The following is a 24122-nucleotide window of genomic DNA, read 5'->3' on the forward strand; positions in this document are numbered from 1 at the left end:
AGGGGGAAACCTCGCGATGACGCTTGCCAACGAGCCTCGCCGATTCCTGCCGCTGGCCGATGGCCACGGCGGCCGTAGTTCCATGACGTGCCTGTACCGCTGCGGCAACGCCTGCGCGCACCCTGCCCCGAACTCCTCTGACAACGCGTACTTCGGTGATGCCGTCACCGCCGAGGTGTCGCGGCGCGGGATCTTCAAGGCCGGTGCCGCCGGCGCGCTGGTCATCGGCGCCAGTGCCGTCGGCGCCGCGCCGGCCGCGGCTGCGCCTAGTGGCAGGATCTCGGCCGCTGCTTCTGCTTCTGCTGCTGGCAAGCCTGCCTCCGGTGCCGGGCTGACCTTCAAGCCGATTCCGCCGAACACCTTGGACACGGTGATCGTCCCGAACGGCTACGACGACCAGGTGCTGATCCGCTGGGGCGACCCGATCCTGCCGGGAGCACCGTCGTTCGACATCGATCGGCAGAGCGCCGCCGCCCAGGCTCGCCAGTTCGGCTACAACAACGACTTCCTCGTCGTGGTGCCGCTGGATCGCCGGTTCAGCCGCGGGCTGCTGGTGGTGAATCACGAGTACACCAACGAAGAGCTGATGTTCCGCGGGTACGCCGGTGGCGCCACCGCGACCGTGGAGCAGATGCGGATCGCCTTGCAGGCTCATGGCCTGAGCGTGGTCGAGGTCGAGCGCGTCGACGGTACGGGTGAATGGCAGGTGGTCACTCGGGGCCGTCGCCGCTACAACCGCCGGATCACGGCCACCACGCCGATGAGTTTCAGCGGCCCGGCAGCCGGGTCACCTTTGCTGCGGACCCTGGCCGACCCGCGCGGCGTACGGGTGCTCGGAACGCTGAACAACTGCTCGGGCGGCCTGACGCCGTGGGGAACAGTGCTATCGGGGGAGGAGAACTTCAACCAGTACTTCGTCGGAGCCGACGGCGCGCCCGCTGCCGCCAAGCCGGCCCTGGCGCGGTACGGGATCGACATCTCCAAGCGCTATCCGTCCGGCAGCCGGTACTGGGACAAGGCCGACGCCCGCTTCGACCTGACCAAGAATCCCAACGAGGCCAACCGCTTCGGATGGATCATCGAGATGGACCCGTACGACCCCGACTCCACGCCGGTCAAGCACACCGCGCTGGGCCGCTTCAAGCACGAAGGCGCGGCCATCGCCGTGGCCCGCTCCGGCAAGGTCGCTGCCTACATGGGCGACGACGAGCGCTTCGACTACATGTACAAGTTCGTCTCCGATCGCAAGCTCCGCAAGGGAAGCAGCAAGTCCGACCGCGACAACAACCGGCGCCTGCTGGAGTCCGGCACGCTGTACGTCGCCGTGCTCGGCTTCACCAGCGCGAGCGAGATCGACGGAAGCGGCAAGCTGCCCAGCGACGGCGCCTTCAACGGAACCGGCCGCTGGGTCCCACTGGTCCGCGACGGCAAGTCGCTGATTGCGGGCATGACTGTCGACGAGGTGCTCGTCCACACCCGGCTGGCGGCTGACAAGGCTGGCGCCACCAAGATGGACCGTCCGGAGGACATCGAGGTCAGCAAGGTGACCGGCAAGGTGTACGTCGCGCTGACCAACAACTCCAACCGTGGCGCGGCCGGCCGGGCACCCGCCGACGAGGCGGCACCGCGCAACGCCAACAAGCACGGCCAGGTCCTCGAACTGGTCGAGGACGGCGACCACGACAGCGAGACGTTCACGTGGTCGCTGCCGATCGTCTGCGGTGACCCCGCCGACCCGTCGACGTACTTCGCAGGTTACGACAAGACCAAGGTCTCGCCGATCTCCTGCCCCGACAACCTCGACTTCGATGCCCACGGCAACCTGTGGATCTCCACCGACGGCAACGCATTGACCGACCACACCGGCACGAACTACCACGACGGCCTCTTCGCGGTCGCCGTCGAAGGCCCGGACCGGGGCAAGGTCAAGCAGTTCCTCTCCGTCCCCGTCGGGGCCGAGCAGGCTTCTGCCGCCGTCCTCCCCGACAATCGGTCGATTGTGGTGTCCGTCCAGCATCCTGGCGAGGTCACCGGCGCGACCGTCGACCAGCCGGCCAGCACCTGGCCCGACGGCGACTTCGCCCGCCCGGCCGTCATCGTCACCTGGCGACCCGACGGCGGCGAAATCGGCGCCTGACCTCCGTTGTCACCCTGCCCCGCCGTCCGCACCGGACGGCGGGGCAGCTCTGTGAAGGGTCGCCGCACATCAAGTAACCGTTGGGTGAACAAAACGCAGGTCGGTCCGGTTGCTGTGAAGACAGCGATCTAGACTGCAGAAGTGAACAACCGTCCAAGCGCCGCGGCCGAAGCCGGTGCTCCAGCCGACGAGTTCACCCACCAGGTCACCGGCGTCGCGATCGAGCGCGACGAAGCCGAACGCCTCGCAACGGTCCTGAAAGCACTGTCGGACCCCACTCGCCTCCAACTCCTCGCCATGATCGAGGCCAGCCCGAACAGCGAAGCATGCGTCGCCGACCTGACCGAGCCCCTCGACCTCAGCCAGCCCACCATCAGCCACCACCTCAAGATCCTGGCCACCGCCGGCATCCTCGCCCGCGAAAAGCGCGGCCTCTGGTCCTGGTACTCCGTAGTCCCAGACCAACTGGAAACCCTCCGCCGGCTCCTACCCGGCCCAGCCTTCCTACAGCCCCAGCCCTGACGATCGGCTAGCACCGCCCGCAGCGGCCGAGGTGCAGACGGTGGCAGCGCACTGTCATCGGGCGACGACGCCTTGGTCATCGGAGGGGAGAGACGCCCGCCGAGGCCGATGGACGCGGAAGGGCGTCACTCGTTCCCGAGGGCTGGTCCCGGGTCGTCGTGGGCGTTCGACCAGGTCAGGCGCTGTGGGTTCCAGGTTGCGGTGTTCGAGTTCTTGTCGAGGGCGGGGTCGACGAAGGTGGCGACGAGTTCTGCTGCGGCCTTGGCGGTGAATGATTCGGCTATTGGTACACCTTTGGCTGTCTTGGGGTAGGTCCGGGTCCAGTCGGCGGGGATGTCGAAGTGTCCGAACGGATCGATGTCGCTGAGGTTCTGTTTGGCGGTGATCGCGTTCCGTAGCTCGTGCAGGTCCACTGTCTGGGTGTGCGCCAGCACGACGAGGTCGACCAGGTCCTTGACGCGGCTGCTGCGCTTCCCGCCGGGATAGTTGGTGTCCATGATCGCGCAGACCTTGTCGGCGATCTGGTCGGCGACCGGATAGAGCCGGTAGGGATGAGTGACGAGTGCCCGGCGCAGATGGAGCCGGTTGGCCGGCTCGATCACTTCGGGTCGACCGATCGGCGGCGGACCGACCGCGACGTCGACCACGACCGTGTCGATCTGGGTGTCGTGGTCGACGTCGATACAGGCGAAGACGTAGCGCCGTGTCGCTACTCCGGGCTGGTTGTCGCCGAGGCCGGTGGGCGCGGAACGGATGAGCCGGAACGTGAGATGGTCGCCGAGATCGACGTCGACCAGTTCGGTCAGTGCTCTCTCGGCCTCGGCGAGATTGGTCGCGTGCTGCGCTGCGAGGTCCACGTCTTTGGTGGTGCGCGAGCGGGGCACGCGGGCGAGCATGCTCATCCCGCCCTTCAGTAGCCACTCGGACTGCTCGCCCTGGGCAAAGACCCGGGTGAGGAACCGGTCGAAGCGCGCCTGCCGGATCTGGGCATCGACACTGGCGGCATTGATACCGGGGCCTGCCTGCTGGGCTGCCTTCTTGGCGGCGTCCTTGATCGCTAGCTCCAGGGATCGCCAGTCGGCCTAGCTCTCGTGCTCAATCACGGTCCCATCCTTGCGGGCTCACGCCGGCCAGATCGAACAGGTCGTTCGCCAGGGAACTGCCGTCGCTCCGGCGCTGGGCTGCGATGGGGTCGAGGTAGGACGCGAGCCGGATGGGTGCCACGAGCTTGTCGGCGCGCACCGCGTCACGGACGGCGCCGGCGACCAGAGACAGGTCGGTGCCGAGCTCGACAAGATCTGCGAGCGTGCGCTCGACGGTCAGGGCGGGGAGTCCGTTGACGGGGATGACTTCGTCACGGGTTAGTTGCCGGATGCGCAGCTGAACCCCGGGAAGCCGGGTTCCTTTACGTGCAGGCACTATGAAGTCGAGACCGTCGAGGAAGAAGTCGCCGACATCGTGGACGATCGCCGCCGTGATGCCTGCCCCTACGACTGATGCGACCCCGGTCCTGGTGCGGGGTGCGGTCGCTCCACCCAGTGCCAGCCAGGTCGCGTAGATCGCCTCGTGGTCCTGTGGTGGCGCTCCGGCCATCCGGTACACGCCCTGTGCTATTCGCTCGATCGCGCCGGCTGAGGCCATCCGGGAGAGTTGCTTGCGGGAGACTCCAGCGTCCTCGGCCTGGGCAGTGGTGACCAGGCCCCACCGGTGTTCCGCGATGGAGCCGAGCCGTACAAGCGTCGAATCAGCCATAGCAACTATTGTACCCAATTTCGGGAACAAATGCTGTCTGCGACTCCTGCTGAGGCTGGAACCGGCGGTCTGTCAACGCCGCGGGCCAGCCGGCCACTGTTCCGCATGCAGAGGTTCGTCGTCGATTGGAAGCATTGAGCCAGATTCCAACTGACTCGCTCGAGGGTAGTGATTGTCTCTGATGAGCCAATGGCAGCCTCGGTCCCAGGCGGCGGACGAAGTGTTCGCGGCCTGCTGGAGATGTGGCCAGCCGGTAGAGAAATCGTTCGAGGACATACTCGACCATGATTTCCTCGGTGGCGCGGGTTTGCCGACGTGCTGTGTTCCGCAGGTCGTTGTAGACGCGCCCTGCGGTGGTGTCGCGGCAAAGTTGACCATCAGGCGAGCACCGCTTCGACGGCCGGCCGGATGACGGACAGGGCATGCAGTTCGCGCGCGATGTGCTGCAGACTCCTGACTCCGTCGGGCCGACTGGTTCCCCGGTAGCGGCCGAGCGTGGCCAAGGCCAGTGTCTGGGCGATGCGATTGCGGTGGCGCATGGCATCGACCACGCTTCGGACTGCGTCGTAGACCGGCACGAACTCTCCCGGCGCGGCCTCGTACTGCTCGATGCTGAGGTCGAAGGTCTTGGCCGCGACTGCGCGACGATGACGGGCGGGTAGGAGATCGCCGGGCGGTGGGTGCCACGCGGTACGGCCATATGTACGGCGGCTGGTATGTCGTCGAACAGATCGTGAAGGGCGAGCGCGGACTCGCCGCCGCCGACTGCGTGGAGAGCTCGCGTGTGTACAGCCAGCAGATCGAGGTGTGCGGTCTCAGGTGCGTCGGACCGGCGGTAGACGCCGCGCGAGAGCTCAATCGCGGCCCCCTTCGCTGACGAGCGTCGCCAGATCCCGTGACGGCAGGCCGACCCTGCGCGCCTGCGCCGCGGTAAAAGTGAATGGAAGCACGTCAGCCGTTTGACGCGCACGAACCGGCTCCACAGAGGGCATGTATCGAATCGGACCCTCTGAGGACCCTGGTGGGTGCGATTCGATACCGCGGTGAGGGCCTATCTCTTTCGTGACAGTCGTAGGTCGCTGCCTGCCGTTCGATCACGAAAGCGACTTCTGCGTTGTTCCTCGTCGACGTCCGTTGTGTGTGCGTGCCCGGATGGGTGGCTCCTGTTCCGAGGGAGCCCATTTGACCGCATTGCCACAGTTGAGTCTGAACCCACGACCAAGGCTACGGTCTAGAACACGAATTTCGGCCACGAACAGCGAACCGCGGTCCGTGAAAATCGTCTGTGACCAGGCGAAACGTGGGCCATCGCAGGCGGCGGATTATTCACCTTGGATCCCAGAGGTCGAAGGTTCAAATCCTTCCCCCGCTACTCGAAAGGCCCTCTGACCAGGCAAAACCTCGTCGGAGGGCCTTCCTTATTCGCGCTGGATACGGCCGACTACGGTCTAGCCTACGGTCTAGGAATCGCGTTACTCGTCCTCACTGGAACTCATCTGAGGTCACCCGCGCAAGGTTTGTCGGCTCCACCAGTTTCCAGGATGCAGCCAGGTGGGCGGGCCTCGGTTCAGCCGACGAGGTCCACGGCCTAGTACCAGAGATACTGCACAGGCTCGTGGGGAAGATGCTTTCCGGGCGAGGATCCGGGGCAGACCTTGGTCACGCGCGATCTGCGGGCCTAGTGGACGCGGCTGGTCCAGATCTGGTTAGCCCACTCAACGGAAAGTGTCGGTGCCCGCCACTACCGTGCTGACATGACCGACATGGCCGGCATCGACCGCTGCGTGACCCAGTTCGCAGGCGCATCATCGCTGCGATTGATCCCTACCGTCCCGGAACGGGATTTCGGGCCAGAGGTCCACATCTCACCAGACATCATGGAGCTCGAGGCCTTCCTCCAGGTGGCTGCTTCTGCCGGCGGGGGTCTGCTGTACCACCAGACAACCCGATTCGTTCCCGATCCCGCCAAGCTGGCCGAGGCGGACGCCAAGTTCGCACAGCACACCGGCGAGCTAGCTGCCATCTGCGTTGCCTTCGCAGCAAACGGGCTGGTGCACTTCTGGGAGAAGACCACCACCTGGTACGCAGAATGGCGGGAAATGCAGGCCCCCGTGCGGGCGTCGTGGAGCGCCGGTGGTGACCTGGACGACTCGGACGACTCGGACGACGAAGGTCTCGACGAAGCCCTGATCGAGCAGATCCTGGCCGACCCGCAGTTCCGTGCCTCGAAACTTGGCCCCGCACGGCAGCGCTTTCTGCGTCTGACTTACGGCGATCAGAGCTGGCGTGAACACCGTGAAGCATCCGACCGCGCCGACGAACTTAGCCGAGAGATCTACGAGCCACTGCGCCGGCAGCTCGATAGCCTAGCGTCCGAACTAGTCGCGACCGACGCCTATCGATCGTGTGGATCCGCCGCAGGCCGCAAAGAGGCTGCCGAACTGTTCCTGGTCTCCCGCGCAGACGGATTCATGCCGCCGGTCGTCGTGCGCGACGAACTGGCGGCGCGAGCACAACGCCTGGCCAAAACCAGCCAGCAGGCGACCCTGATCTGAAACAACACGTCCTTCATGTTTGCTAGGCCGGGCTACCGCTCCGGCACAGCCGCGACGAATCGGCGGGGCCCCTTGTCATACGACATATCCAAGGATGATTGCGGCCGGGGCATGTCGATCATGGAGCCGCCAGTGTGTCTCGTGTCGCTCAGTTAACGGGTCGCTCCGTATGGGCGTCGAGAGCTGACTCGACCTGCGCCTCGTGGCGGTTGTCGGAGGAATCATCCGGCGCGCTGATGCCCGACCGACAGGCACCACCGACCTTGCCTTGGCGTCAGCGGGATCCCCGCGGTCGACCCCTGGTCGCTCCCGCAGCCGGATCTCACGACGTCTGTCGAGACCCGCGTGGCGGCCCAGATTAGCTGCCGGTGTGGTGTGGTCTCAGCCGCAAAGCGGCCGATCCGTATCTGATGGTGCTGGCCAAGCCCGGCTTGTCAACCGTCACTCTCACGCCTGGCAACTCGGTGCGGGACATCGTCAGGGCGCGAGTGATCGTCTCTGGCATCATCGGACCTCTCCAAGTCAGCTTCCAGCTGTTCTCCGCCCCCGACAGCTCGAAGTCCCTCAGGTTCGCACAATGGCCACCGTTCCAGGCCGCGTCGCGAGCAAAGAAGAACTGCCCGAGATCCCAGCTGTCATCCGAAGTCCGGCCGCTGCAGCGAGCAAGGAGGCTTGCGAACAGTTGCTTCGTGTCCTGACTCATCGGAGCCGCATCTTCGAGTGCCCTCCGTTCGCCAGGGCTGAGGGGGCGTTGCAGGGGATCGTTATGTTCGCGAAGCCAGCCGTGCTCGGATGCAATTCGCAGCCGGGCGCCTGTAGGAAGGTGCACGCACTCATGGTTGCCGCGGCGGCTTTGTGGTAGCAGCCGGAGCCCGGGGAGGCCTTGACCGTCGACGCCGTGTACCGGCAAGAGTGAGGCTGCCAGGTTGTCCGGTGCGTCCGCCTTGGCCATCACGAACTCGTCATAGCGCGGGCTGGCGTTCCAGGTGTAGAACATGGCTCGAGAGATGTTCCAGGCGCCGGGCTGGAAGGTGAAGTACAGCAGCAGTGCGCGTAGCTCCAGTTGTGCGGGGCTACAGGTGTCGAGGCCGTGATCGCCGGATCGGCCTATGCCGCGTCGGGCCTCGTCGGTGCTTTCGCCGGTGAACCGGGCACGGGTCACGGCGAGGCGATGGTGGTGCGTCATTGGTGCAGTCCTCTCCCGACCTGCCCGGCCAGGCGAGATACATACGGAGGCTGCTGGTAGCAGGCGACCAGGGTCGGACTGGGCGGCCTGCACCCTGGGTCCTGGTCTGAAATGTGTGTTCGCCGGGAACGACACGGAAGGACCGGCGAGCGTCCGAGGCCCGCTGGCTCCCAGGGTAGTGAGGTCGATCCTCGACCCGGCGCACGCCTGACTCCTCGGCGGGTCGCGGCTTCACTCCTCCATTCAGGGATCCGGCAACTCGGCACTGGCCGCGAACGTCACCAGTCCTCAGCGGTGAAATCGGTCGCCAGTGTTTCCGCAACGGCATCGTCAATTGCCGCATCGTCCGCGTCCGGCTGGTCGGTCTCGAACGGTTCACTCGTCGGTTGGCTCATGTCTCCATTGGACCGCAACCAGATCGTTCCTGACACCCCGACAGAGGTCACCGATTGGACGGTTGCATGCCACCGGACATCTTGCGATCTTCACGACTGCCTAGCCACGGTCGCGATGGTCCGCGGGCTTGTCGCAACCTGTTGCGTCGGTTTGGACGCTACGCTGCGCGTCTATGGCTACAGATGGCGATACCGCCGGGGAGTCGCAGCTAGACGACGTCGAGCTCGCCCACCTCGTTCTGGCCTTCCGCCGGGGTGCATCGCAGTCACAACGGAACCTGGCCATCGAGTACTGGGCACACCCTGCAGTCCCCGACAGCGATCAGTTGCTTCTGACCTGGACGCATCGGGTCGCCGATCTTCCCGTACCGGACGACTGGGAGCTGCCCCCACGACGCGGCCTTGGCCGCATCATCACCAAATTCTGCACGGCCACATCGCGCTGGCAGTGCCCGGGCTGCGGCACCTCCATCGCCGCGACAGGCAGAGCGACGCTCGGCACCCACCTGCGCGCCTTCGGCCGGCACTGCCGCGACTGCGGTACCGCTCAACTTCCCGCACCCGACGCCACTCCGCCAGCCACCACGCACCCGCGCGAGACTCCCGATCGCAGCTTGGACGGGCTGACCACCGACCAGATCATCGCGCTCGCAAACCTTGGCCGGCCGATACGAGGTGGCGCCATGGAGCCGTCACACCTCGACCTAGCCGAGGCGCTGCTGCTATTCACCCTGACCGAGTGCGCCGATGACGCCGGCGTGATTGGTCCACTGCGTGACTGGTCGCCCTCTGTCGCAAGACTCCAGCACTCACCCCGCATGCTGCAGGCCTGGCAATCCCTGCTGGATCAAGACATCCTCAGCGTCCACTCCTCCACCCCGTCGACGGCGTTCCTCTGGAGCGGAGCGGCAGAACCCAAGCCCCTCCCGCACGACGCACACTGGTTCATCGCCCGGGGCAGGGCAGGTGACGAACCGGCAGACACGGCGAGCGCAACCTACACGGACCTACGTGAAGCTTTCGAGGCCGATAGCTGGGACCTCCCCTGGATTACCGATGTCGAACAGGTTGCCACCGAACTCGTCGTCGCCGAAGGTATCGAGTACTTCCATTACCTTCTTGCCAAGCGCGGAAATTGCCCACCACCGACGGCCGAAGCCCAGTCGGCCCTCGAGGCGGCGATGCTGGACGCCGCCTCGGACCACAGCCTCGGCGAGATCATCTACCTGACTTGGAAGCCAATCGCCAAAGCGGTTGACCCATACAAGTTCGTCAAGAAGATTCCCACTGCCGAAGTAGCCGATCAGGCCGTCGCTGAGTTCACCAAACGAGCCCCGCGCTACCGGGCCAACGGCTGGACGGTCGAGCAATACGACTTGGACGAGAGCCTGCCCCCGGCCGCCACCTGCACTGCAATATTCCGGCTTCTTGGCGCCGACCCTCGCACGACCCGGGCCGACCAGTTGGCCGTGGCAGCCGAGAAGCGGGCCGACGAGCTTGCTCAGTCCGAACTCGTGAACATCGCTGCAGAGGAGGAACTGCTTGCCGCCGGCTCGCTGGACGGGAGCGCCTGGGCAGCGATCCTCACGGCGCTCGACGACGCCGGCCGGCCCGGCGAGTCCCCGCAGCCGGCCGAGGAGCAATTCCTGGGGCTGGACGACATGATGCGCCGGGGTCGACGACTCGCTGCTGTGACCGCGGACTACCTGCGCGAGATCGACAAGCTGTGGCCCGACGACCGGGCGCAGCACCTTGCCAACTGCTACGCCGGTGCCGGCCTCGCTGCGCATGCGATGCTGGTTGGCGAGATCGGTAGCACAGCAGCGGCAGTGCACGCTGACTCCGATTTCATGGCGTCATCGCTCCAGCAGTGCCTCCTCGAGGCGTACGTGCGCGCCAGGAAGGATCAGAACAACGCGGAAGCGGCTAGCACGTACTCGGAGACGCACGCCAACTTTGCGGGCGATGCCGGACCGGAGGACCATCTTCCATGACCACTTTGCACCTTCCGATCCACTCCACAGCTGGTCTCCTCAACCATCCACCCGCGAGTACCGACGAGCTGCGCAATCGGTCGAGCGCGGCGGACCAGCGGGCGGTGCCGTCATGGCCAGTGACGGTCGCCAACGAGCTCCGGATGGCCTAGCCGTGGATTCCGCGCCACAGGTGCCAGGTTCCGTTCGGCGGCCGACTGACTTGACGCCGCACTACGGTGCCCGCGAACGGATCGTTGACGACCACGGCTACACCGTGCCGACCCCGAGCGGGGGACGGGTCACGTTTCGCCTGCAACTGTTCACGGGCCCGAACCTGCTCCCGGTTGGGATTGCCACCCAGGCGACGGGCGACGCAGGCTCAGTCGTCAACATGGCCGAATTCGCTGCCGAGCACGTACGCAGCACACTGCTGCCCGACCAGACCAGGCCGCCGCTGTGGATCCAGCGCATGACCTATGACGATTCACCGCCCAACAACCTTCTCGTCACATTCACCGAGCCCGGCCGACGAGAAGGCGGTCTCCATGTCCTGACTCCCCACTGGGGACCGATCCTGCCCGAGCAGCTCGAAGGGCTGCTGGGATCCGATGTCGACCTGAGCCGCGGCGACCGCTACGTGCCGCAGCCCGAGCCTGAACCGCGCACGATCCGCTTCGAGCTCATCGCTGTCGACAAGTTGCCGGTCGCCCATCCGTTCCGCCAGCCCCAGTGCATGGGAAACGATGAACAGGCCGGCCCGCGATGGAGACGTGGCCGCACAGGATTCCTGCTCCGTGGAATCCTGCGCCGTCCGTGCTGCTGGTATCACCAAGGTGACTGGAAGACCGTCAACCGGCTCGCGGAGGAGTACCTGCGCGACGCCGAAGCCAGCGGTACCACCGAAGTCCGGCACGCTGTGATTCAAGCGGTCGACGAGGCTGAACTTGACGAGTGGACTGGTGAAGCATTGTCCAGTCTGTTCACTGTTCCCATCGATTTGGACCAGTCGAGTGTTCCCTGGTCGTATATCAACGGGCAGCACCGTGTGCAGGCCATGCGAGACGCTCGGGTACTGAGAACGGTCATCGCCCATTACGAGTGACCCAACCAGGCAACCCGCGCGACCTGGCAACACACCAGGCCGCGCGGTTCCCGTTGTCAGATCGGCTCGGTAGGTACGAGCGAGTCCAGGAAGCTCGCCGTGGCAAACGGATCCGCCGTGTGGTGCACGGTCCGAATGCCCAGCATCTGGGCGGGAGCCAGATTCGCTGCCACATCATCGACGTACACACACTGTGCACCGGGCAGGTCGAGCGCAGTCAACGCCCGCTCGTAGATTTCCACCGATGGTTTCCGCACTCCCTCCAGCTCCGAAACGATCACCGCGTCGAAGAAGTCCGTCCACAGGCCACGATCTGCGTAGGGGTTGTAGGGCGCGAGACCGAAGCTGTTGCTGAGCAACGCGACCTTGATGCCTGCCGCACGAGCGCGTTTGGCTGCGGCGACGATCTGCGGCTCGGGTTGCAGGTTGGCCAGTGCGCGTCGCATCAGGTCTGTGGGGTCGATACCGAGGATGTTGCCGATGACCCTGTTCCAGTCTTCCTGTGTGGCCTGGCCGATTTCCAACGCCGTGTAGACCGCTATGCCGTCAGGGTGGCTCTCCAGCGCGGAGAAGTACGCGCCTGGCGCCAGCCCCTCAGATCGCTCAAACGCCTCGCCGTTTAAGCGCATCTGAGTCGTCAGCACGCCGCCGAAATCGAGAAGTAGACCACGGTATGAGGCTGTCAAATCTTCTCCCGCACCGGATAGGGTTGATCGATCTCGCCGCTTAGTCGTGCCGGTCGATGTAGCGGCATTGCCAGCTTTAACACTCGGCCCAATGGCTCATTTCAACCTCCTAGTGAGTCATCGAATAAGCCTGACCCGCTCCGATTTTCCCTGCAACTCGAGCGACTAGTTCCAGTGTGAGCAGCCCTTTGGGATCTGAGCCAGACGGGTCATCCAGGTGGGAGCGGGCCTCCGCCTAGACGGCAGGATTCGAAGCACCAGCCGATCGTCCCGCACGCTGTCCGCCGCGGCGGCGACAGACGGCCTATCGGCTACGGCTGGAGCCAACACGTGCGACATCAGACAGGAGGTGAGCGGCTCGCGTCGGGGTTGCTCAAAGTGTCGGTTCTGTGTCGTAATGTAAGGCTGTTGAGGCACTGTTGTGCCGTACGGACGATGAGGATTTGCCTAGCTAGTCGGTGCCGGTGACTTCCGGCTTTGAATGCAACGGGAGGCAGAGATGGCGCAGTCTCCTCGCTCCCTGTCTCCACAGGCATCGGTGCGTGACGCATTCGGGGCCGCTGTCCGTGATCTACGTGGACGGCGGGGCCTGTCCCAGGCGGATCTCGGATCACTGGTCTTCGTCAGCAAAGATCAGATTGGCAAGATCGAGAAGGCCTTGCGCTGGCCGACTGCAGAACTGATCGCTGATCTTGACCGGGAACTCGGCGCTGCTGGCCTGCTTCAGGCGTTCGAGCCGAGCCTTCGCTCGCAACGTCGCATCGCTCAACCATCTCCGCGACGAGTCGAGACAACGCTCGAGCGAGCAGCGCTCGATTGGCTCACTACCTCTACGGGTGAGGTTCGCATCCTCGGGTCCAACGACGATCAGGTCGGTGAAGAGGCGGTTTCGGCGGTTGTCCAGCAACTCATTCGCTTCAGAGAGCTCGACCATCAGCACGGCGCCGGCCGGACTCATCAGCTGGTCTCCGGATATGTGGCTGTCGAACTAGAACACTTGCTGACTCGCGTTCCAGTCGATGAGGTGACAGCGAAGACGTTGTATTCGACCGCTGCAGGCTTCTGGGAGCTGGTCGGCTATCAGTCGATCGACCTCGGGCGAGACGACTACGCCCGCGAATGCTACCTGCGAGCGTTGGAGCTCACGACAGCGGCTGGGGATCGGCTCTATGGCGGCTACCTTCTGTCTGTGAGCAGCGCTCACCTCGCGCTTCACGGAGGCGATGTCGATCAGGCATTGCGAATGGCTCGAACAGGACTGCATGGGACTACTGGCATCGCAGAGCCCACCGTGCGTTCAGCCTTTGAGGCGGTGCTGGCGCGGGGCGAGGCTCGCCGGGGTGACGAGAAGGCAGCCACCAAAGCTCTGCTCCGCGCCGAGACCCAGCTGGCGTCCGCTGCTCCGGACAACGCACCGGCCTGGATCGGGTACTTCACGCCGGCGTACCTAGCCGATGAGATGGCACATTGTTTTCACGACCTCGGCCACCAGATGCTCGCGCAAGAGCAGGCAGGTGAGGCACTGAGCCAGATCGCATCCGGCCACGTACGCCGGCTCGCCATCGACACTGCGCTGATGGCTTCCTCCTTGGCACGGGCCGGCGACCCGGAGCAAGCGTGCGTGGTCGGTCGCAACGCGGTCGATCTCGCGGCACAGACATCATCCGCGCGTAGCCGGAATCGAATCGACGAACTCCGCCAGGAACTCGTGCCGTACTCGGACCTCAAACCGGTGATGGAATTCGGGGACTACGTGCGCTTCGCGCTTTCTGATTGATCCAGCATTCGGCGGAAGAACCGCAACTCGGCATCGAGGACCTGCGCTGCCAAGTCGGGCGCAGCAAGCGTGTGGCTCGACGTGTCGAGCATCAGTAGCTCGTGGTCGGCTCCACGTGTCTTGAGATCTGAGGCTAGCGCGGCGGTGTCTTGCGCCGAGGTAATCGGGTCGTGAAGCCCGTGTACCAGGAGAACTGGGCACTCGATAGCTGCGGAGCTGACAGCGGTGGCGCCGGTTGCCAATGCCGTTGCGTGTGCGCGCTGGAACCTCGGCACACTGGCCTCCCACCTCTTCGGATCGATAATGGGTGACCTAGCCGAGGCCGCCCGGAACGGTCCGGTGGTGGTGGCTGCGCGAAGAGCCGTGTATCCGCCGGCGCTGGACCCGCAGATGAAGACCTCGCCGGCGAGCGTGATTCCGAGCGTGATGAGGTGCCGTGCTACTGCGGCACAGTCCTCCACATCGTATGAGCCCCAGTTGCCGTACAGACTGCTGCGGAATGCTCTGCCGTGACCGGTGCTTCCGCGATAGTCAACGTCGGCGACGGCGAAGCCGTGACGGGTGAAGAAGTCCAGCTGTGGGTCACGTCGCAGCGAGATCTCGTCTGTCGGCCCAGGATGGGCACGCACGATGACCGGTGCTCGCCAAGTTGTCTCGGCGTCGATTGGCGGATGCAACAGGAAGTCGATGCCGTCAGCCGAGTGTCGCTCGGGCTGCCTGACCTCGTCTTGTGAAGGCTCTTGTCCGGCGATGACGGCATATGACCCATCTCTTTCGACGAGCACAACGGCCGGCGCAGTCGTCGGAGTTGCGGCGATCATCGCGACCGCGTTGTCGATCGTGCACAGGTAGGGCTTGATCGCGGTGAATGGCAGTTGGAAGGTCTCCGAGTGTCCACTCTCGTCGACGAGGAGGAGGTGGTCTTCGAGGTCCCGGCGGGCCCGCATGGCTATCTTCCTGTTCTCCAAGGGCGTGTAACTCCGGTAGCCCAGCTCCCACGGTGCGGCGGCGCAGTCAGCTGCCATCGGCGCCACCGCGTACGTGCGCTCGCCATCCCATCGATACAGGTTGAGCCAACCCGTGCGGTCGGACATGAAGTAGAGACTCCCGTCGGGGCCCCATTGAGGTTCGAGGACTGATTCTGAGTGCCCACCGGCTACGAGAAGGGCAGTTCCCAGGGAACCTCCTGAACGATCGTCGTATCGAGCGACCCACAGCTGGGTGCTGTCCCACGGCATGTGATCGGCGTCCCAGCTGAGCCACGCGACGTAGCCAGGTCCGGGCCGAGGCGACGACAGGAAACTCGATGACTGCAGGAGCACACGAACGTGCCCGGTGGAGGTGTCGACGTCGACCAGCTGATCCCCGTTCGTGCCCTCGCGGAGAGCGAGAACGGTCTCGCCGCGTACAACGAGGTCGCCGAGCTGATCGCCGGTATGCCCGGTCAGCGGCTCGGCTTTGTCGGAGGTGAGCCGGTAGATCCTTCCGTCCTTTGACGAGACGCCCCAGACGCCGCTGGCGGATGCTGTAACCGCTCCACCGCCGTAGGCATGAATCTCGTTGCCCAGCTCAAAACCCTGCGGTGCGGCGAGGCTAACTCCATCGCTAGCAGTCCATGTGACGAGTTGATCAGGACCTTCGCCCGATTGAATCCAGAACAGAGAGCCGGCGTGAGAAATCAGGCCGTCGTATGCCGCAGGAGTCGCCACACTCGAATGTTATCGAGATCCCTGTAGCCAGCGGCTAACACTCAACAGGTCTTGCTGACCGCGGGCATGCGGACAACCTGGTTGTCCGCATGGCAGGTCTCGACTGTTGCTCGCAGCGTCTCCAGACTCGATCAGGTAGCAGTCGATAGCACTACGTAATCACGGACCATCGCCGCTGCGTCGGCTGATCGGCTAGTCGGTCCGTATATCTGCGACGGGAGCGAGGCGTCAGGTGATCCGTGCCTTGGAGGACGTTCGGCAGGTTGATGCCCCAGTTACGGGTGTCCTTCCGGCTGTCCATCACTGGCCTGTGCTCAATCGGTTCCACGAGGACGTGAGGTCCGGCCGGGTGCCGTCTGATTTCGATTACCCGCTGTCCACGGGGAAGCGGGTGCCGACGGCAAGCTGCGATGGCCTGTGCTGTTGGTGTGGCCAGGCGTGGCCTTGCACGCGGTGTCCGGACGCACTAAGTCGCTGAACCATCAACCTGTACGGGGGGATCGTCATGCAACGAGTTCACTGTTACTACCGGCAGCACTTCATGATGACCGCGAAGGATCGCGCCGAGATGATGGCCAGGTTCGTCGCCTATGCGCAGCAGCAGCGACTCGAGCTGGCCGGCATCTTCACCGACTCAGTCGACTCCGGCTCACACGGTCTGAAGGCACTGCGCCTTGCGCTCGCCGTCGAAGATGGTGGCCTGCTTGCGGTACCTGCATTGCTGCACCTTTCTCCGCTGGGCGACTCACAGGCCATGGTGCGTGAGCTGGCTGAGGAAGGCGTCACGGTGGTGACTGTCCCGTCTCCTTTTGACCAGGGACCGGCGCGATCGACAGCCTGCGAAACCTCACCGCAGGGCCGGTCTCTTTCCGGGAAGCCCGGTACGTCGCTGAACATTGTCCGGCGACGTACCGGGCTTCTTCCCAGAGCCGGCGAGCTGGCGCGTAGCGATTGGGCTGCTGCTCGTTCGCCGTTCCACCCCGAGGACCCAATGCGCGGTTCTCGGTCGGCCCCGCTGTCCTTGTCGCCTTCGGGTGCGCCTGGACGAGGACAGCGGGGCCAGTTTCCCAAAGCGGTGAGGCGGGTGCGGCTCCCCCTGTGACAAGCACGGCCGGAGCGCAGGGCGGTGCTGCGACCGTGCTCGTACTCGAGGCTGCATCCGTCTCACCTTGAACGCCTGGGACGTCGATCGCCCAGGTCCACAAAGCGATGTTCGCACCGCAATTCACACTGCCTGGAAGGGCAGATCGCGACCGGGTGTCGGCATCGCCTTCAACCCTGAGAGGAGGTTCCTATGGACGTGAGTATCAAGAGCCCGGTGACCCAGCCGGGTCTTGCGTCGGACGGCTTCGACCTGAACGTGTCCCTGCTGGAGATCACTGACGCTGCCAGCTTGGTGAACGTCACCGACGACAACTGCGGCAGCACCTGCGGTGCTTGCACCACAGGCGTCGCCTAACAGCGCCGCGCTCTGAGCTGGCCGATGCCGCTGCAAGAACGGCAGCGGCATCGGCTGCCCGTCGTTTCGACGCGTATAACCTCAAGGGAGACAAAAGCGTGCCAGTCACCGTCGCTGCGTTCCGATCTGGCAAGACAGCACTGCTGCGCGCGGTCGCCTGCCCCAAGCTGAACCTGCCGCAGTGGCCCGACCTGACCCACGATGCATCCGACCTCAGCACGGAACAGCAGCTCACCTGGCTGCGCCAGGTGTGGCAACGTGCCGACATCGTCGAGGAACTAAGCCTGGCCAGCCCTGGCCTCGAACGCCAGATCGAGGCACTGATTGCGGCCTCGGACCCCCGGCCACGCGATGTCCGCCGCGCGGCCTTGTCGGTCTGCCGCTATCTGCTGCGCGCACAGCACCGAGCAACACCATTCGGGCTGTTCGCCGGCGTGACTGCTGCGAGATTCGGCCCACAGGCCCAGACCGAGTGGGGCACCGGACACCAGCCTGTCGTGGCCGCCTCCGCCGAATGGCTCACGGCCATCATTGCGAAGATCGAAGAACGCCCTGAGGCGTTCGAACAGCTTCTGGTGATGGCAAATAGCTGCCTCATGGTGCGCGGAGAGCGCCTGATCGTGGCCTATCAGTCCAAGCCTCAGGCACTGTCCAAGCGGCCATCGGCAGTCGAGGTATCGATGACCTACACCGCCCCACTTCAGCTGGCTGCCGCGGCGGCGAAGAGCCCGATCCGCGTGAAAGATCTGAGAGACAAAATCCGCGCAGACTTCCCTGCTGCATCTGCGGAGAAAGTCAATGGACTACTCGCGGAGCTGGTCGCCCGCCGGGTTCTGATCACTGCACTCCAGGCGCCGGCGACCGAGACCGATCCGCTGGCACATCTGATTGAGCAACTACCAACCGACGACGCAGACGACGTGTTGTCAGACCTCATGAGCGAGCTACGGTCGATTCACTCGGCACTGGAGGAGTGCAGCACAAGCGACGGCGACGCGGCACGGCTAGCCCGACAAGAGCTGGCAGCCCGGATGAGCGCCGTGACCGCCGTTGACAGGCACCCGCTGGCGGTCGACCTGCGCCTCGATGCGGACATCGTCCTGCCTGAGGAAGTTGCACGGGAGGTCGAGCGCGCTGCCGTGGCACTTGCTCGTGTGAGCGCCGCACCTTATGGCGCCGCCGCCTGGAAGTCGTACCACCAGCGGTTCTACGAACGCTTCGGCATCGGGTCGATGGTTCCAGTGCTGGACGTCGTCGCCGACAGTGGAATCGGCTACCCCGATGGATATCCCGGCTCGACCACCGCACCGCGCCGTCCAGCCAGGTCGAGCCGCGACGAGGCACTGGTACGGATCGCGCAGACCGCCGCCCTCGATGGTCACCACGAAATAGTTCTGGACGAGAGCCTGATCGAGTCGCTGAAAACGGGACCCGATCCGATCCGGCTTCCGCCGCACCTCGAGATCGGTGTGCGGGTCAGCGCAGCCAGCATGGAGGCACTGCAACGAGGTGACTTCGGGCTGGAGGTCGTGAGTGTGTCGCGGGGCGCCGGGGTCGGCAGCGGCCGGTTCCAGCGAGTCCTGAGCCCGGCTGACCGCGCGGCGATGGCTGCCGAGCTGGCTGACCTGCCGACCGCAGACGACAATACGGTTGCCGCTCAGCTGTCGTTCCCGCCGCTGCTGGCCGACACCGCGCACATCGCCCGCGCTCCGCAGATGCTGCCGCTGGCTATCAGTCTGGAAGAGCATCGCGTTACCGACGATCAGACACTCACCGTCGACGACCTGGCCGTGGGCTGCGACGGCCGACGGATGTACCTGGCCGCACCCCGGCTCGGCCACCGCGTCGAGGCCATCGGAATGCATGCCCTCAACCTGAACACCCACACGCCACCACTCGCCCGATTCCTCACCGAACTCAGCCGTGCCCAGTGCACCGCCGTGACGACATTCGACTGGGGAGCGGCCGCCGCAATGCCGTTCCTGCCACGCCTGCGGTACGGGCGAACAGTGCTGTCACCTGCCCGCTGGCGACTGGAACCCGCAGAACTACCTGACCGCTCACACACTTCTGCCGAATGGGACCACGCACTCAGCCAATGGCAGCGCCGGCGCCGGCTGCCACGACACGTATACCTGACCGAAGGAGATCGGTTGCTGGCGCTAGACCTGGACCAACCAGGCCACCGGGTGCTGCTCCGAGAACATCTCAACCGCGCGACGGCTGTGCTGACCGAGACGACCGCAGAGACAGGCTGGTCCGAGGGCAGGGCGCACGAGGTGCTGGTCGCGTTGCGAACGGCCACGCCGCCGTCGTGGCCGCGGCTTCCACGACCGACCACGGCCAGGATCATCGGCCGCGATCAGGGCCAAGTGCCCGCGACATCCCCGGTGCTACTGGCAAGCCTTTACGGCGACATCCGCCGGCAAGACACCATCCTGACGCGCCACTTGCCAGATCTCCTCGCCCAGCTGGGGCAGCCGCCCTGGTGGTACGTGCGGTTCCGTGACCCCGACCAACACCTGCGGCTGCGGATCGCACTACCCAGCCCGGGAGCGTTCGGCCAGGTTGCCTCGACCGTGAGTACCTGGTCAGAGCAGCTGCACCACGCGGGGCTCCTGCGCGAAGTCCGCTACTCCACCTCATACCCCGAGACCGGCCGGTGGGGTGCGGAACGGGCATGGAGCGCGGCCGAGGAGGTGTTCCGTGCTGATTCACGCGCGCTGCTCACCCAGCTGCTGCAGCCGTCGAGGCCGCACCGGCGTGCGCTGGTCGCGGCGCACAGTGTGGCCATCGCCTGTGCATTCCGTGGCAGCACCGAGGCAGGGATGCAATGGCTGATCGACCACATCCCGGCCACAGCACCCGCACCGATTCCCCGCGATCAGTTCAGCCAAACCGTCCGCGCGGCCGACCCCCACGCAGGCTGGGCAGCTCTACGCGCGCTGCCCGGCGGCGCCGCGGTCGTGCAGGCATGGGCCGACCGCGACACCGAGATTGCGCGGTACCGCGAGCTGCTGCCGGGCCCGGATGAGGGAATCGATCCCGACGATGTCCTCGGGTCACTGTTGCACGTCCACTTCGTGCGGGCCGTCGCCGTCGACTTCGCCGAAGAAGCGATCTGCCTGTACCTGGCCCGCGCGGCCGCACTGGCCTGGATGGCCCGCACCGCCGGGAGGAAGGAATGATGCACCATCCCGCCGGTGACCTGGCCGTCGTCATCGCCGACCAACTCGCGCATCCCGACTCCGTCCCCACCGAGTATCGGCACGCGCCGTGGTGGCGCCAGTCGCTTGCGCACGGCATCCCCGGGATCGCCTTGCTGCACGTCGAACTCGCTGCCGCCGGCTGTCGACCGTGGCAGCGAGTTCATGACTGGATCGCTGCGTCGGCAAGCGGCCCGCTGACCAGCGGCACTGACAGCCATCCGTTCTATGGCGCCCCAGCCTTCGCGCACGCCGCGGCCAGCGCCGCCGAGCAGCTCCCCGGTTCCTACCAGCGTGCCCTCGACGCTGTAGACCCCAAACTCGTGGCCGATGTCAGAACCCGGTTGTCGGCAGCACACGACCGCATCGACCAGGGACATCCGCCATCCCTGGCCGAGTTCGATGCCCTGCGCGGGCTGACCGGCTACGGCGCCCAACTACTGCGTCGATCCCCAGACACTGACGACCTGTATGCGGTTCTGGAGTACCTGGTTCGCCTCACCACGCCGATCACCGACGGCCCCGACAAGCTGCCCGGCTGGTGGACAGCCACCGGGCCATCGGGACGCCTAGACGACCGCTTCCGTGGCGGCCATGCCAACACCGGCGTGGCCCACGGCATCACCGGGGTCCTGAGCCTGCTGTCGATGGCCAAGCTTCGCGGCAGCGAAGTCGCCGGGCAGCTCGAAGCAATTGAGACGATTCTCAGATGGCTGGACCGCTGGCGGGCCACCGCCGCCGGTGACAGTGCCTGGCCGTACCTTGTGACCCGCGCCGAACTCCGCACGGGCAGCCGCAACCCTTCCCAGCCGCTGCGCCCATCGTGGTGTTACGGCACCGCCGGGGTGGGCAGGGCGCAGCAACTCGCGGGCCTGGCCCTCGGCGACACAGGCCGCCAGTCCGCCGCCGAGACCGCAGTAGTTGACGCCCTGGCCGATCCCGCACAACTCGCTGCGACGACCGATCGCTCCTTATGTCATGGCTTCGCAGGCCTTGCCTACCTGGCCAGCCGCATGTCCGTCGACGCCCTCCCCGCTTCCGCCGAGCGGCTGCGTCGGGTGGTTCCCGCACTGCTCGATGCCGTCGCGCCGCCCGGGAGCGACCATCCGGCCATCGCCGCGTCGCTCATAGCCGACCCGCAGGCCGGACCCGGACTCCTGGACGGTGCTGCCGGTATCGCCCTATCCGTCCTGACCGCAGGCAGCGGGACCGCTCCCAGCTCCGGCTGGGACACGTGCCTACTGATCTCATGACCACCCCAAGGACGACGATGCCAATCAGCCAATGGAACCAGCGCACCATCAGCTTCCCAGACCGCGAAACCGCGCAGCGCACCATCGCCGTCCACATTGGCCCGGCCCTGATCGCCGCCGCCGCTGAGGGACATCTGCAGGGCTGGTGGTACCTGAACAAGCAGCCATGGCCACTGCGCTACCCGGAACCCGCCGTTACCGCCGGTCTCGACGAACTCCTCGACGGGCTGACGGCCGCTGGGCAGATCACTGGATGGTCCGGCAGCATCTACGAGCCGGAGACGTTCGCGTTCGGCGGCGAAGCGGCCATGGACGCCGCCCACCGCCTGTTCCACCACGACAGCCATCACCTGCTCACCTACGACCACACCCTCGGAGCTAAAGAGACCACGGTTGTGCTTTGCAGCGCGATGATGCGTGCGGCTGGCCTGGACTTCTATGAACAAGGCGACGTCTGGCACAAGGTCACGGAGCTTCGCCCACCACCGGCCGATCTTCCCGCGCACCGCGCCGCCGGCCTCCGCAAAGCGATGCGCCGACTGATGACCGTCGACGCAAGCGGACTGTGCCTGCCAGACAGTCCGCTCGCCGGTCAGCACGCCTGGGTGGCCGCGTTCGAAGCCACCGGACAGCGCCTGGGCGAACTGGCCCGTAATGGCGAGCTCACCAGAGGACTCCGGGCCGTCCTGGCCCATCACGTGATCTTCCACGCCAACCGCGCGGGACTGTCCCTCGACAACCAAAGCGCCATGTCAGCACTAGCGAGAGAAGTAGTTATGGGAACCAACGACTGCACTGTGTCTTCGCCCGGAGCAAGCACCGGGCGCACTAGCCTCGACCAGATGAACAGCGACCCGATCGATCAGATCTCCACCGCCGACCGCCTGCGCCACGCCTTGGTCGACGAAGTGGTGGCCGAAGGCCGCGTACGCACGCCTTCCATCAAAGAAGCCATGCAGACCGTGCCCCGCCATCTGTTCGTCCCCGGCACCTCCCTCGAACGGGCCTACGCCAACTCGACAGTCGACATCAAGCGCACCGAGGACGGAACCTCCATCAGTTGCGCGTCACAGCCAGGCGTCGTGGGGCTCATGCTCGAGCAACTCCAGGTCGAGCCCGGGCACAACGTCCTCGAGTTGGGCGCGGGCACCGGCTACAACGCCGGCCTGCTCGGCCACCTGGTCGGCCCCTTCGGACACGTCACCACGATCGACGTCGACGACGACCTCGTCACCAATGCGCGGTCGCACCTGGCAGCCGCTGGCATCGGCAACGTCACCGTCGTGCACAGCGACGGAGCACTCGGACATCCCGACGCCGCCCCCTACGACCGGATCATCGCCACGGTCGGCGCCCACGGCGTCCCGCATGCCTGGCTCGATCAGCTCGCCCCTGGAGGCCGTCTGCTGGTGCCGCAGCGACTTCGTGGCAGCGTGTCCCGCTCGATCAGCTATGAGCGCCAGGACCGCCGTTGGGTCTCGGTCGGCAGCGAAATGAACACCTTCATGCCACTGCGCAAGGGCATTGCCGACGACGACCGCCGCCTGATCCCGCTCACGGCCAACGGGTCCGTGCGCCTGCAGACCAACAGCGAGCAGACAATCGACACCACAGCCTTGGCCGAGGTCATCGATCAGCCTCGCACCGTGATCTGGTCCGACGTCTATTACCAGGCGATGGAGTCACCGGAGTGGATGGAACTTTGGCTGTCCTGCACGATGCCAGGTGGCCTCATCCGAATGCCTTTCAACGCCGACGCTCGCGGCACTTTGCTTCTGGACGACCCCTATCCCAGCTCGACCGCAGTGGTCGACAAAGGGGCTCTCGCCTACCTGGCCCGCCGGTTGTCGGACCGGCGCACTCCCGAAGGCGCGAAGCTGTGGGAGTTCGGAGTCGTCGGGCACGGCCCTGGCAGTGACGACCTGGCCGAGCGCGCCAAGGAGTCGATGCGGACTTGGGACCGTGAGTACCGCGGACGTGAAGCCCGTTTCGAGCTCAAAGCGCTCGATGCGGCGTCTTCCGAACCGGCTGCTGGCCGATTCACCTTCGCCACTGCACTGAACCAGCTGGTCATCGACTGGCAGTAGGCCGCCGCGCAGGCAACGCCACATCACCGGTTCCCACAGCCCCCGCCAACGCTGGTCAACGGGAACCGGTGATGCCAGCCGCTGCGTGGACCCACACTATTTCAGTGCGAGGAGACACATGGACCCCCTCAGTCCGACAGCTCAGCGCTTTCCACTCATCCCGCGACCACGCCCAGGATGCGTTCCCCTCCCACGCCGTGTTGCCAGCCTCACCGCGTTAGCCGCAGCGGCCCAGCGCGGTGATGCCTCCCCGGGATCGGCATCAAGCGTCTTCAACCAGGCGGCTCTCCTGGCCTCCGATCTCGACCTGCCGCAACTGG

Annotated in this window: 17 protein-coding genes; 11 read left to right on the forward strand and 6 right to left on the reverse strand. The window is 65.5% G+C overall.

The genetic code is table 11. The features are described 5' to 3' along the window. The first annotated feature begins 16 nt into the window (after nucleotides 1-16). Together ACLQ2O_RS15010 and ACLQ2O_RS15015 are read left to right on the forward strand one after the other, a co-directional pair. On the forward strand, nucleotides 17-2137 hold the full coding sequence (locus ACLQ2O_RS15010; RefSeq protein WP_425831537.1) for a PhoX family protein: 2121 nt from the start codon (nucleotides 17-19) through the stop codon (nucleotides 2135-2137). Between the two features lie 141 nt (nucleotides 2138-2278). Next, the gene (locus ACLQ2O_RS15015) at nucleotides 2279-2659 is read left to right on the forward strand and encodes an ArsR/SmtB family transcription factor (protein ID WP_425831539.1); all 381 of its coding nucleotides are present in this window, start codon (nucleotides 2279-2281) and stop codon (nucleotides 2657-2659) included. 125 nt (nucleotides 2660-2784) lie between these two features. On the opposite strand, the gene ACLQ2O_RS15020 is transcribed toward ACLQ2O_RS15015, so the two are convergent. From ACLQ2O_RS15020 to ACLQ2O_RS15030, 3 genes are all read right to left on the reverse strand, one after another. After that, nucleotides 2785-3726, reverse strand: a complete 942-nt coding sequence (locus tag ACLQ2O_RS15020; protein WP_425832614.1) for a nucleotidyl transferase AbiEii/AbiGii toxin family protein — start codon at nucleotides 3724-3726, stop codon at nucleotides 2785-2787. Nucleotides 3727-3754: 28 nt separating this feature from the next. Beyond that, a complete protein-coding gene (locus tag ACLQ2O_RS15025; RefSeq protein ID WP_425831541.1) occupies nucleotides 3755-4411 on the reverse strand; it encodes a type IV toxin-antitoxin system AbiEi family antitoxin domain-containing protein in 657 nt (218 codons plus the stop codon). Between the two features lie 377 nt (nucleotides 4412-4788). Beyond that, entirely contained in the window at nucleotides 4789-4989 is a 201-nt protein-coding gene (locus tag ACLQ2O_RS15030; protein WP_425831543.1) for a hypothetical protein, read from the reverse strand. A gap of 1176 nt (nucleotides 4990-6165) precedes the next feature. On the opposite strand from ACLQ2O_RS15030, the gene ACLQ2O_RS15035 reads away from it, so the two are divergent. Next, nucleotides 6166-6966: a hypothetical protein gene (locus tag ACLQ2O_RS15035; RefSeq protein ID WP_425831545.1), complete on the forward strand. Its 801-nt coding sequence runs from the start codon at nucleotides 6166-6168 to the stop codon at nucleotides 6964-6966. A gap of 358 nt (nucleotides 6967-7324) precedes the next feature. Here the strand turns inward: ACLQ2O_RS15035 and ACLQ2O_RS15040 are convergent, their stop codons facing one another. Continuing rightward, nucleotides 7325-8152 (reverse strand): hypothetical protein, encoded by an 828-nt coding sequence (locus tag ACLQ2O_RS15040; RefSeq protein ID WP_425831547.1) that lies wholly within the window; start codon nucleotides 8150-8152, stop codon nucleotides 7325-7327. A gap of 568 nt (nucleotides 8153-8720) precedes the next feature. Between ACLQ2O_RS15040 and ACLQ2O_RS15045 the strand changes: the two genes are divergently transcribed. Together ACLQ2O_RS15045 and ACLQ2O_RS15050 are read left to right on the forward strand one after the other, a co-directional pair. Further along, on the forward strand, nucleotides 8721-10541 hold the full coding sequence (locus ACLQ2O_RS15045) for a hypothetical protein (protein WP_425831549.1): 1821 nt from the start codon (nucleotides 8721-8723) through the stop codon (nucleotides 10539-10541). Nucleotides 10542-10743: 202 nt separating this feature from the next. After that, nucleotides 10744-11625 carry a hypothetical protein gene (locus ACLQ2O_RS15050; protein ID WP_425831551.1) on the forward strand — a complete coding sequence of 294 codons (882 nt, stop codon included), beginning with the start codon at nucleotides 10744-10746 and terminating at the stop codon, nucleotides 11623-11625. A gap of 56 nt (nucleotides 11626-11681) precedes the next feature. Here ACLQ2O_RS15050 and ACLQ2O_RS15055 read toward each other — a convergent pair whose 3' ends face one another. Then, nucleotides 11682-12311, reverse strand: a complete 630-nt coding sequence (locus ACLQ2O_RS15055; RefSeq protein ID WP_425831553.1) for an HAD-IA family hydrolase — start codon at nucleotides 12309-12311, stop codon at nucleotides 11682-11684. Nucleotides 12312-12810: 499 nt separating this feature from the next. On the opposite strand from ACLQ2O_RS15055, the gene ACLQ2O_RS15060 reads away from it, so the two are divergent. Then, nucleotides 12811-14088, forward strand: coding sequence for a helix-turn-helix domain-containing protein (locus ACLQ2O_RS15060; RefSeq protein ID WP_425831555.1), 1278 nt, complete (start codon nucleotides 12811-12813; stop codon nucleotides 14086-14088). Here ACLQ2O_RS15060 and ACLQ2O_RS15065 read toward each other — a convergent pair. Then, nucleotides 14061-15797 (reverse strand): prolyl oligopeptidase family serine peptidase, encoded by a 1737-nt coding sequence (locus ACLQ2O_RS15065; RefSeq protein ID WP_425831557.1) that lies wholly within the window; start codon nucleotides 15795-15797, stop codon nucleotides 14061-14063. The genes ACLQ2O_RS15060 and ACLQ2O_RS15065 overlap by 28 nt on opposite strands. 505 nt (nucleotides 15798-16302) lie before the next feature. Here ACLQ2O_RS15065 and ACLQ2O_RS15070 point away from each other — a divergent pair. The 5 genes from ACLQ2O_RS15070 to fxlM all read left to right on the forward strand — a co-directional run bounded on the left by ACLQ2O_RS15070 (nucleotide 16303) and on the right by fxlM (nucleotide 23802). After that, nucleotides 16303-16899, forward strand: coding sequence for a hypothetical protein (locus ACLQ2O_RS15070; RefSeq protein WP_425831559.1), 597 nt, complete (start codon nucleotides 16303-16305; stop codon nucleotides 16897-16899). Between the two features lie 192 nt (nucleotides 16900-17091). Continuing rightward, on the forward strand, nucleotides 17092-17256 hold the full coding sequence (locus ACLQ2O_RS15075; RefSeq protein ID WP_425831561.1) for an FxLD family lanthipeptide: 165 nt from the start codon (nucleotides 17092-17094) through the stop codon (nucleotides 17254-17256). A 98-nt stretch (nucleotides 17257-17354) separates the two neighbouring features. Then, nucleotides 17355-20444, forward strand: a complete 3090-nt coding sequence (locus ACLQ2O_RS15080; RefSeq protein ID WP_425831562.1) for a lantibiotic dehydratase — start codon at nucleotides 17355-17357, stop codon at nucleotides 20442-20444. After that, a complete protein-coding gene (locus tag ACLQ2O_RS15085; RefSeq protein WP_425831564.1) occupies nucleotides 20441-21715 on the forward strand; it encodes a lanthionine synthetase C family protein in 1275 nt (424 codons plus the stop codon). The genes ACLQ2O_RS15080 and ACLQ2O_RS15085 overlap by 4 nt, the downstream gene beginning before the upstream one ends. Further along, complete coding sequence (fxlM, locus tag ACLQ2O_RS15090) at nucleotides 21712-23802, forward strand: methyltransferase, FxLD system (RefSeq protein WP_425831566.1); 2091 nt, start codon at nucleotides 21712-21714, stop codon at nucleotides 23800-23802. The genes ACLQ2O_RS15085 and fxlM overlap by 4 nt, the downstream gene beginning before the upstream one ends. Nucleotides 23803-24122: the final 320 nt, after the last annotated feature.

It is taken from the genome of Kribbella sp. DT2, from assembly GCF_049844575.1.
In the GTDB taxonomy this organism is placed as follows: Bacteria; Actinomycetota; Actinomycetes; order Propionibacteriales; family Kribbellaceae; genus Kribbella.

Coding starts and splice junctions, on each gene's coding strand:
- ACLQ2O_RS15035 (WP_425831545.1), top strand. CDS start 6,166: ATGACCGACATGGCCGGCATCGACCGCTGCGTGACCCAGTTCGCAGGC.
- ACLQ2O_RS15045 (WP_425831549.1), top strand. CDS start 8,721: ATGGCTACAGATGGCGATACCGCCGGGGAGTCGCAGCTAGACGACGTC.
- ACLQ2O_RS15040 (WP_425831547.1), bottom strand. CDS start 8,152: ATGACGCACCACCATCGCCTCGCCGTGACCCGTGCCCGGTTCACCGGC.
- ACLQ2O_RS15025 (WP_425831541.1), bottom strand. CDS start 4,411: ATGGCTGATTCGACGCTTGTACGGCTCGGCTCCATCGCGGAACACCGG.
- ACLQ2O_RS15075 (WP_425831561.1), top strand. CDS start 17,092: ATGGACGTGAGTATCAAGAGCCCGGTGACCCAGCCGGGTCTTGCGTCG.
- ACLQ2O_RS15070 (WP_425831559.1), top strand. CDS start 16,303: ATGCAACGAGTTCACTGTTACTACCGGCAGCACTTCATGATGACCGCG.
- ACLQ2O_RS15010 (WP_425831537.1), top strand. CDS start 17: ATGACGCTTGCCAACGAGCCTCGCCGATTCCTGCCGCTGGCCGATGGC.
- ACLQ2O_RS15085 (WP_425831564.1), top strand. CDS start 20,441: ATGATGCACCATCCCGCCGGTGACCTGGCCGTCGTCATCGCCGACCAA.
- fxlM (WP_425831566.1), top strand. CDS start 21,712: ATGACCACCCCAAGGACGACGATGCCAATCAGCCAATGGAACCAGCGC.
- ACLQ2O_RS15060 (WP_425831555.1), top strand. CDS start 12,811: ATGGCGCAGTCTCCTCGCTCCCTGTCTCCACAGGCATCGGTGCGTGAC.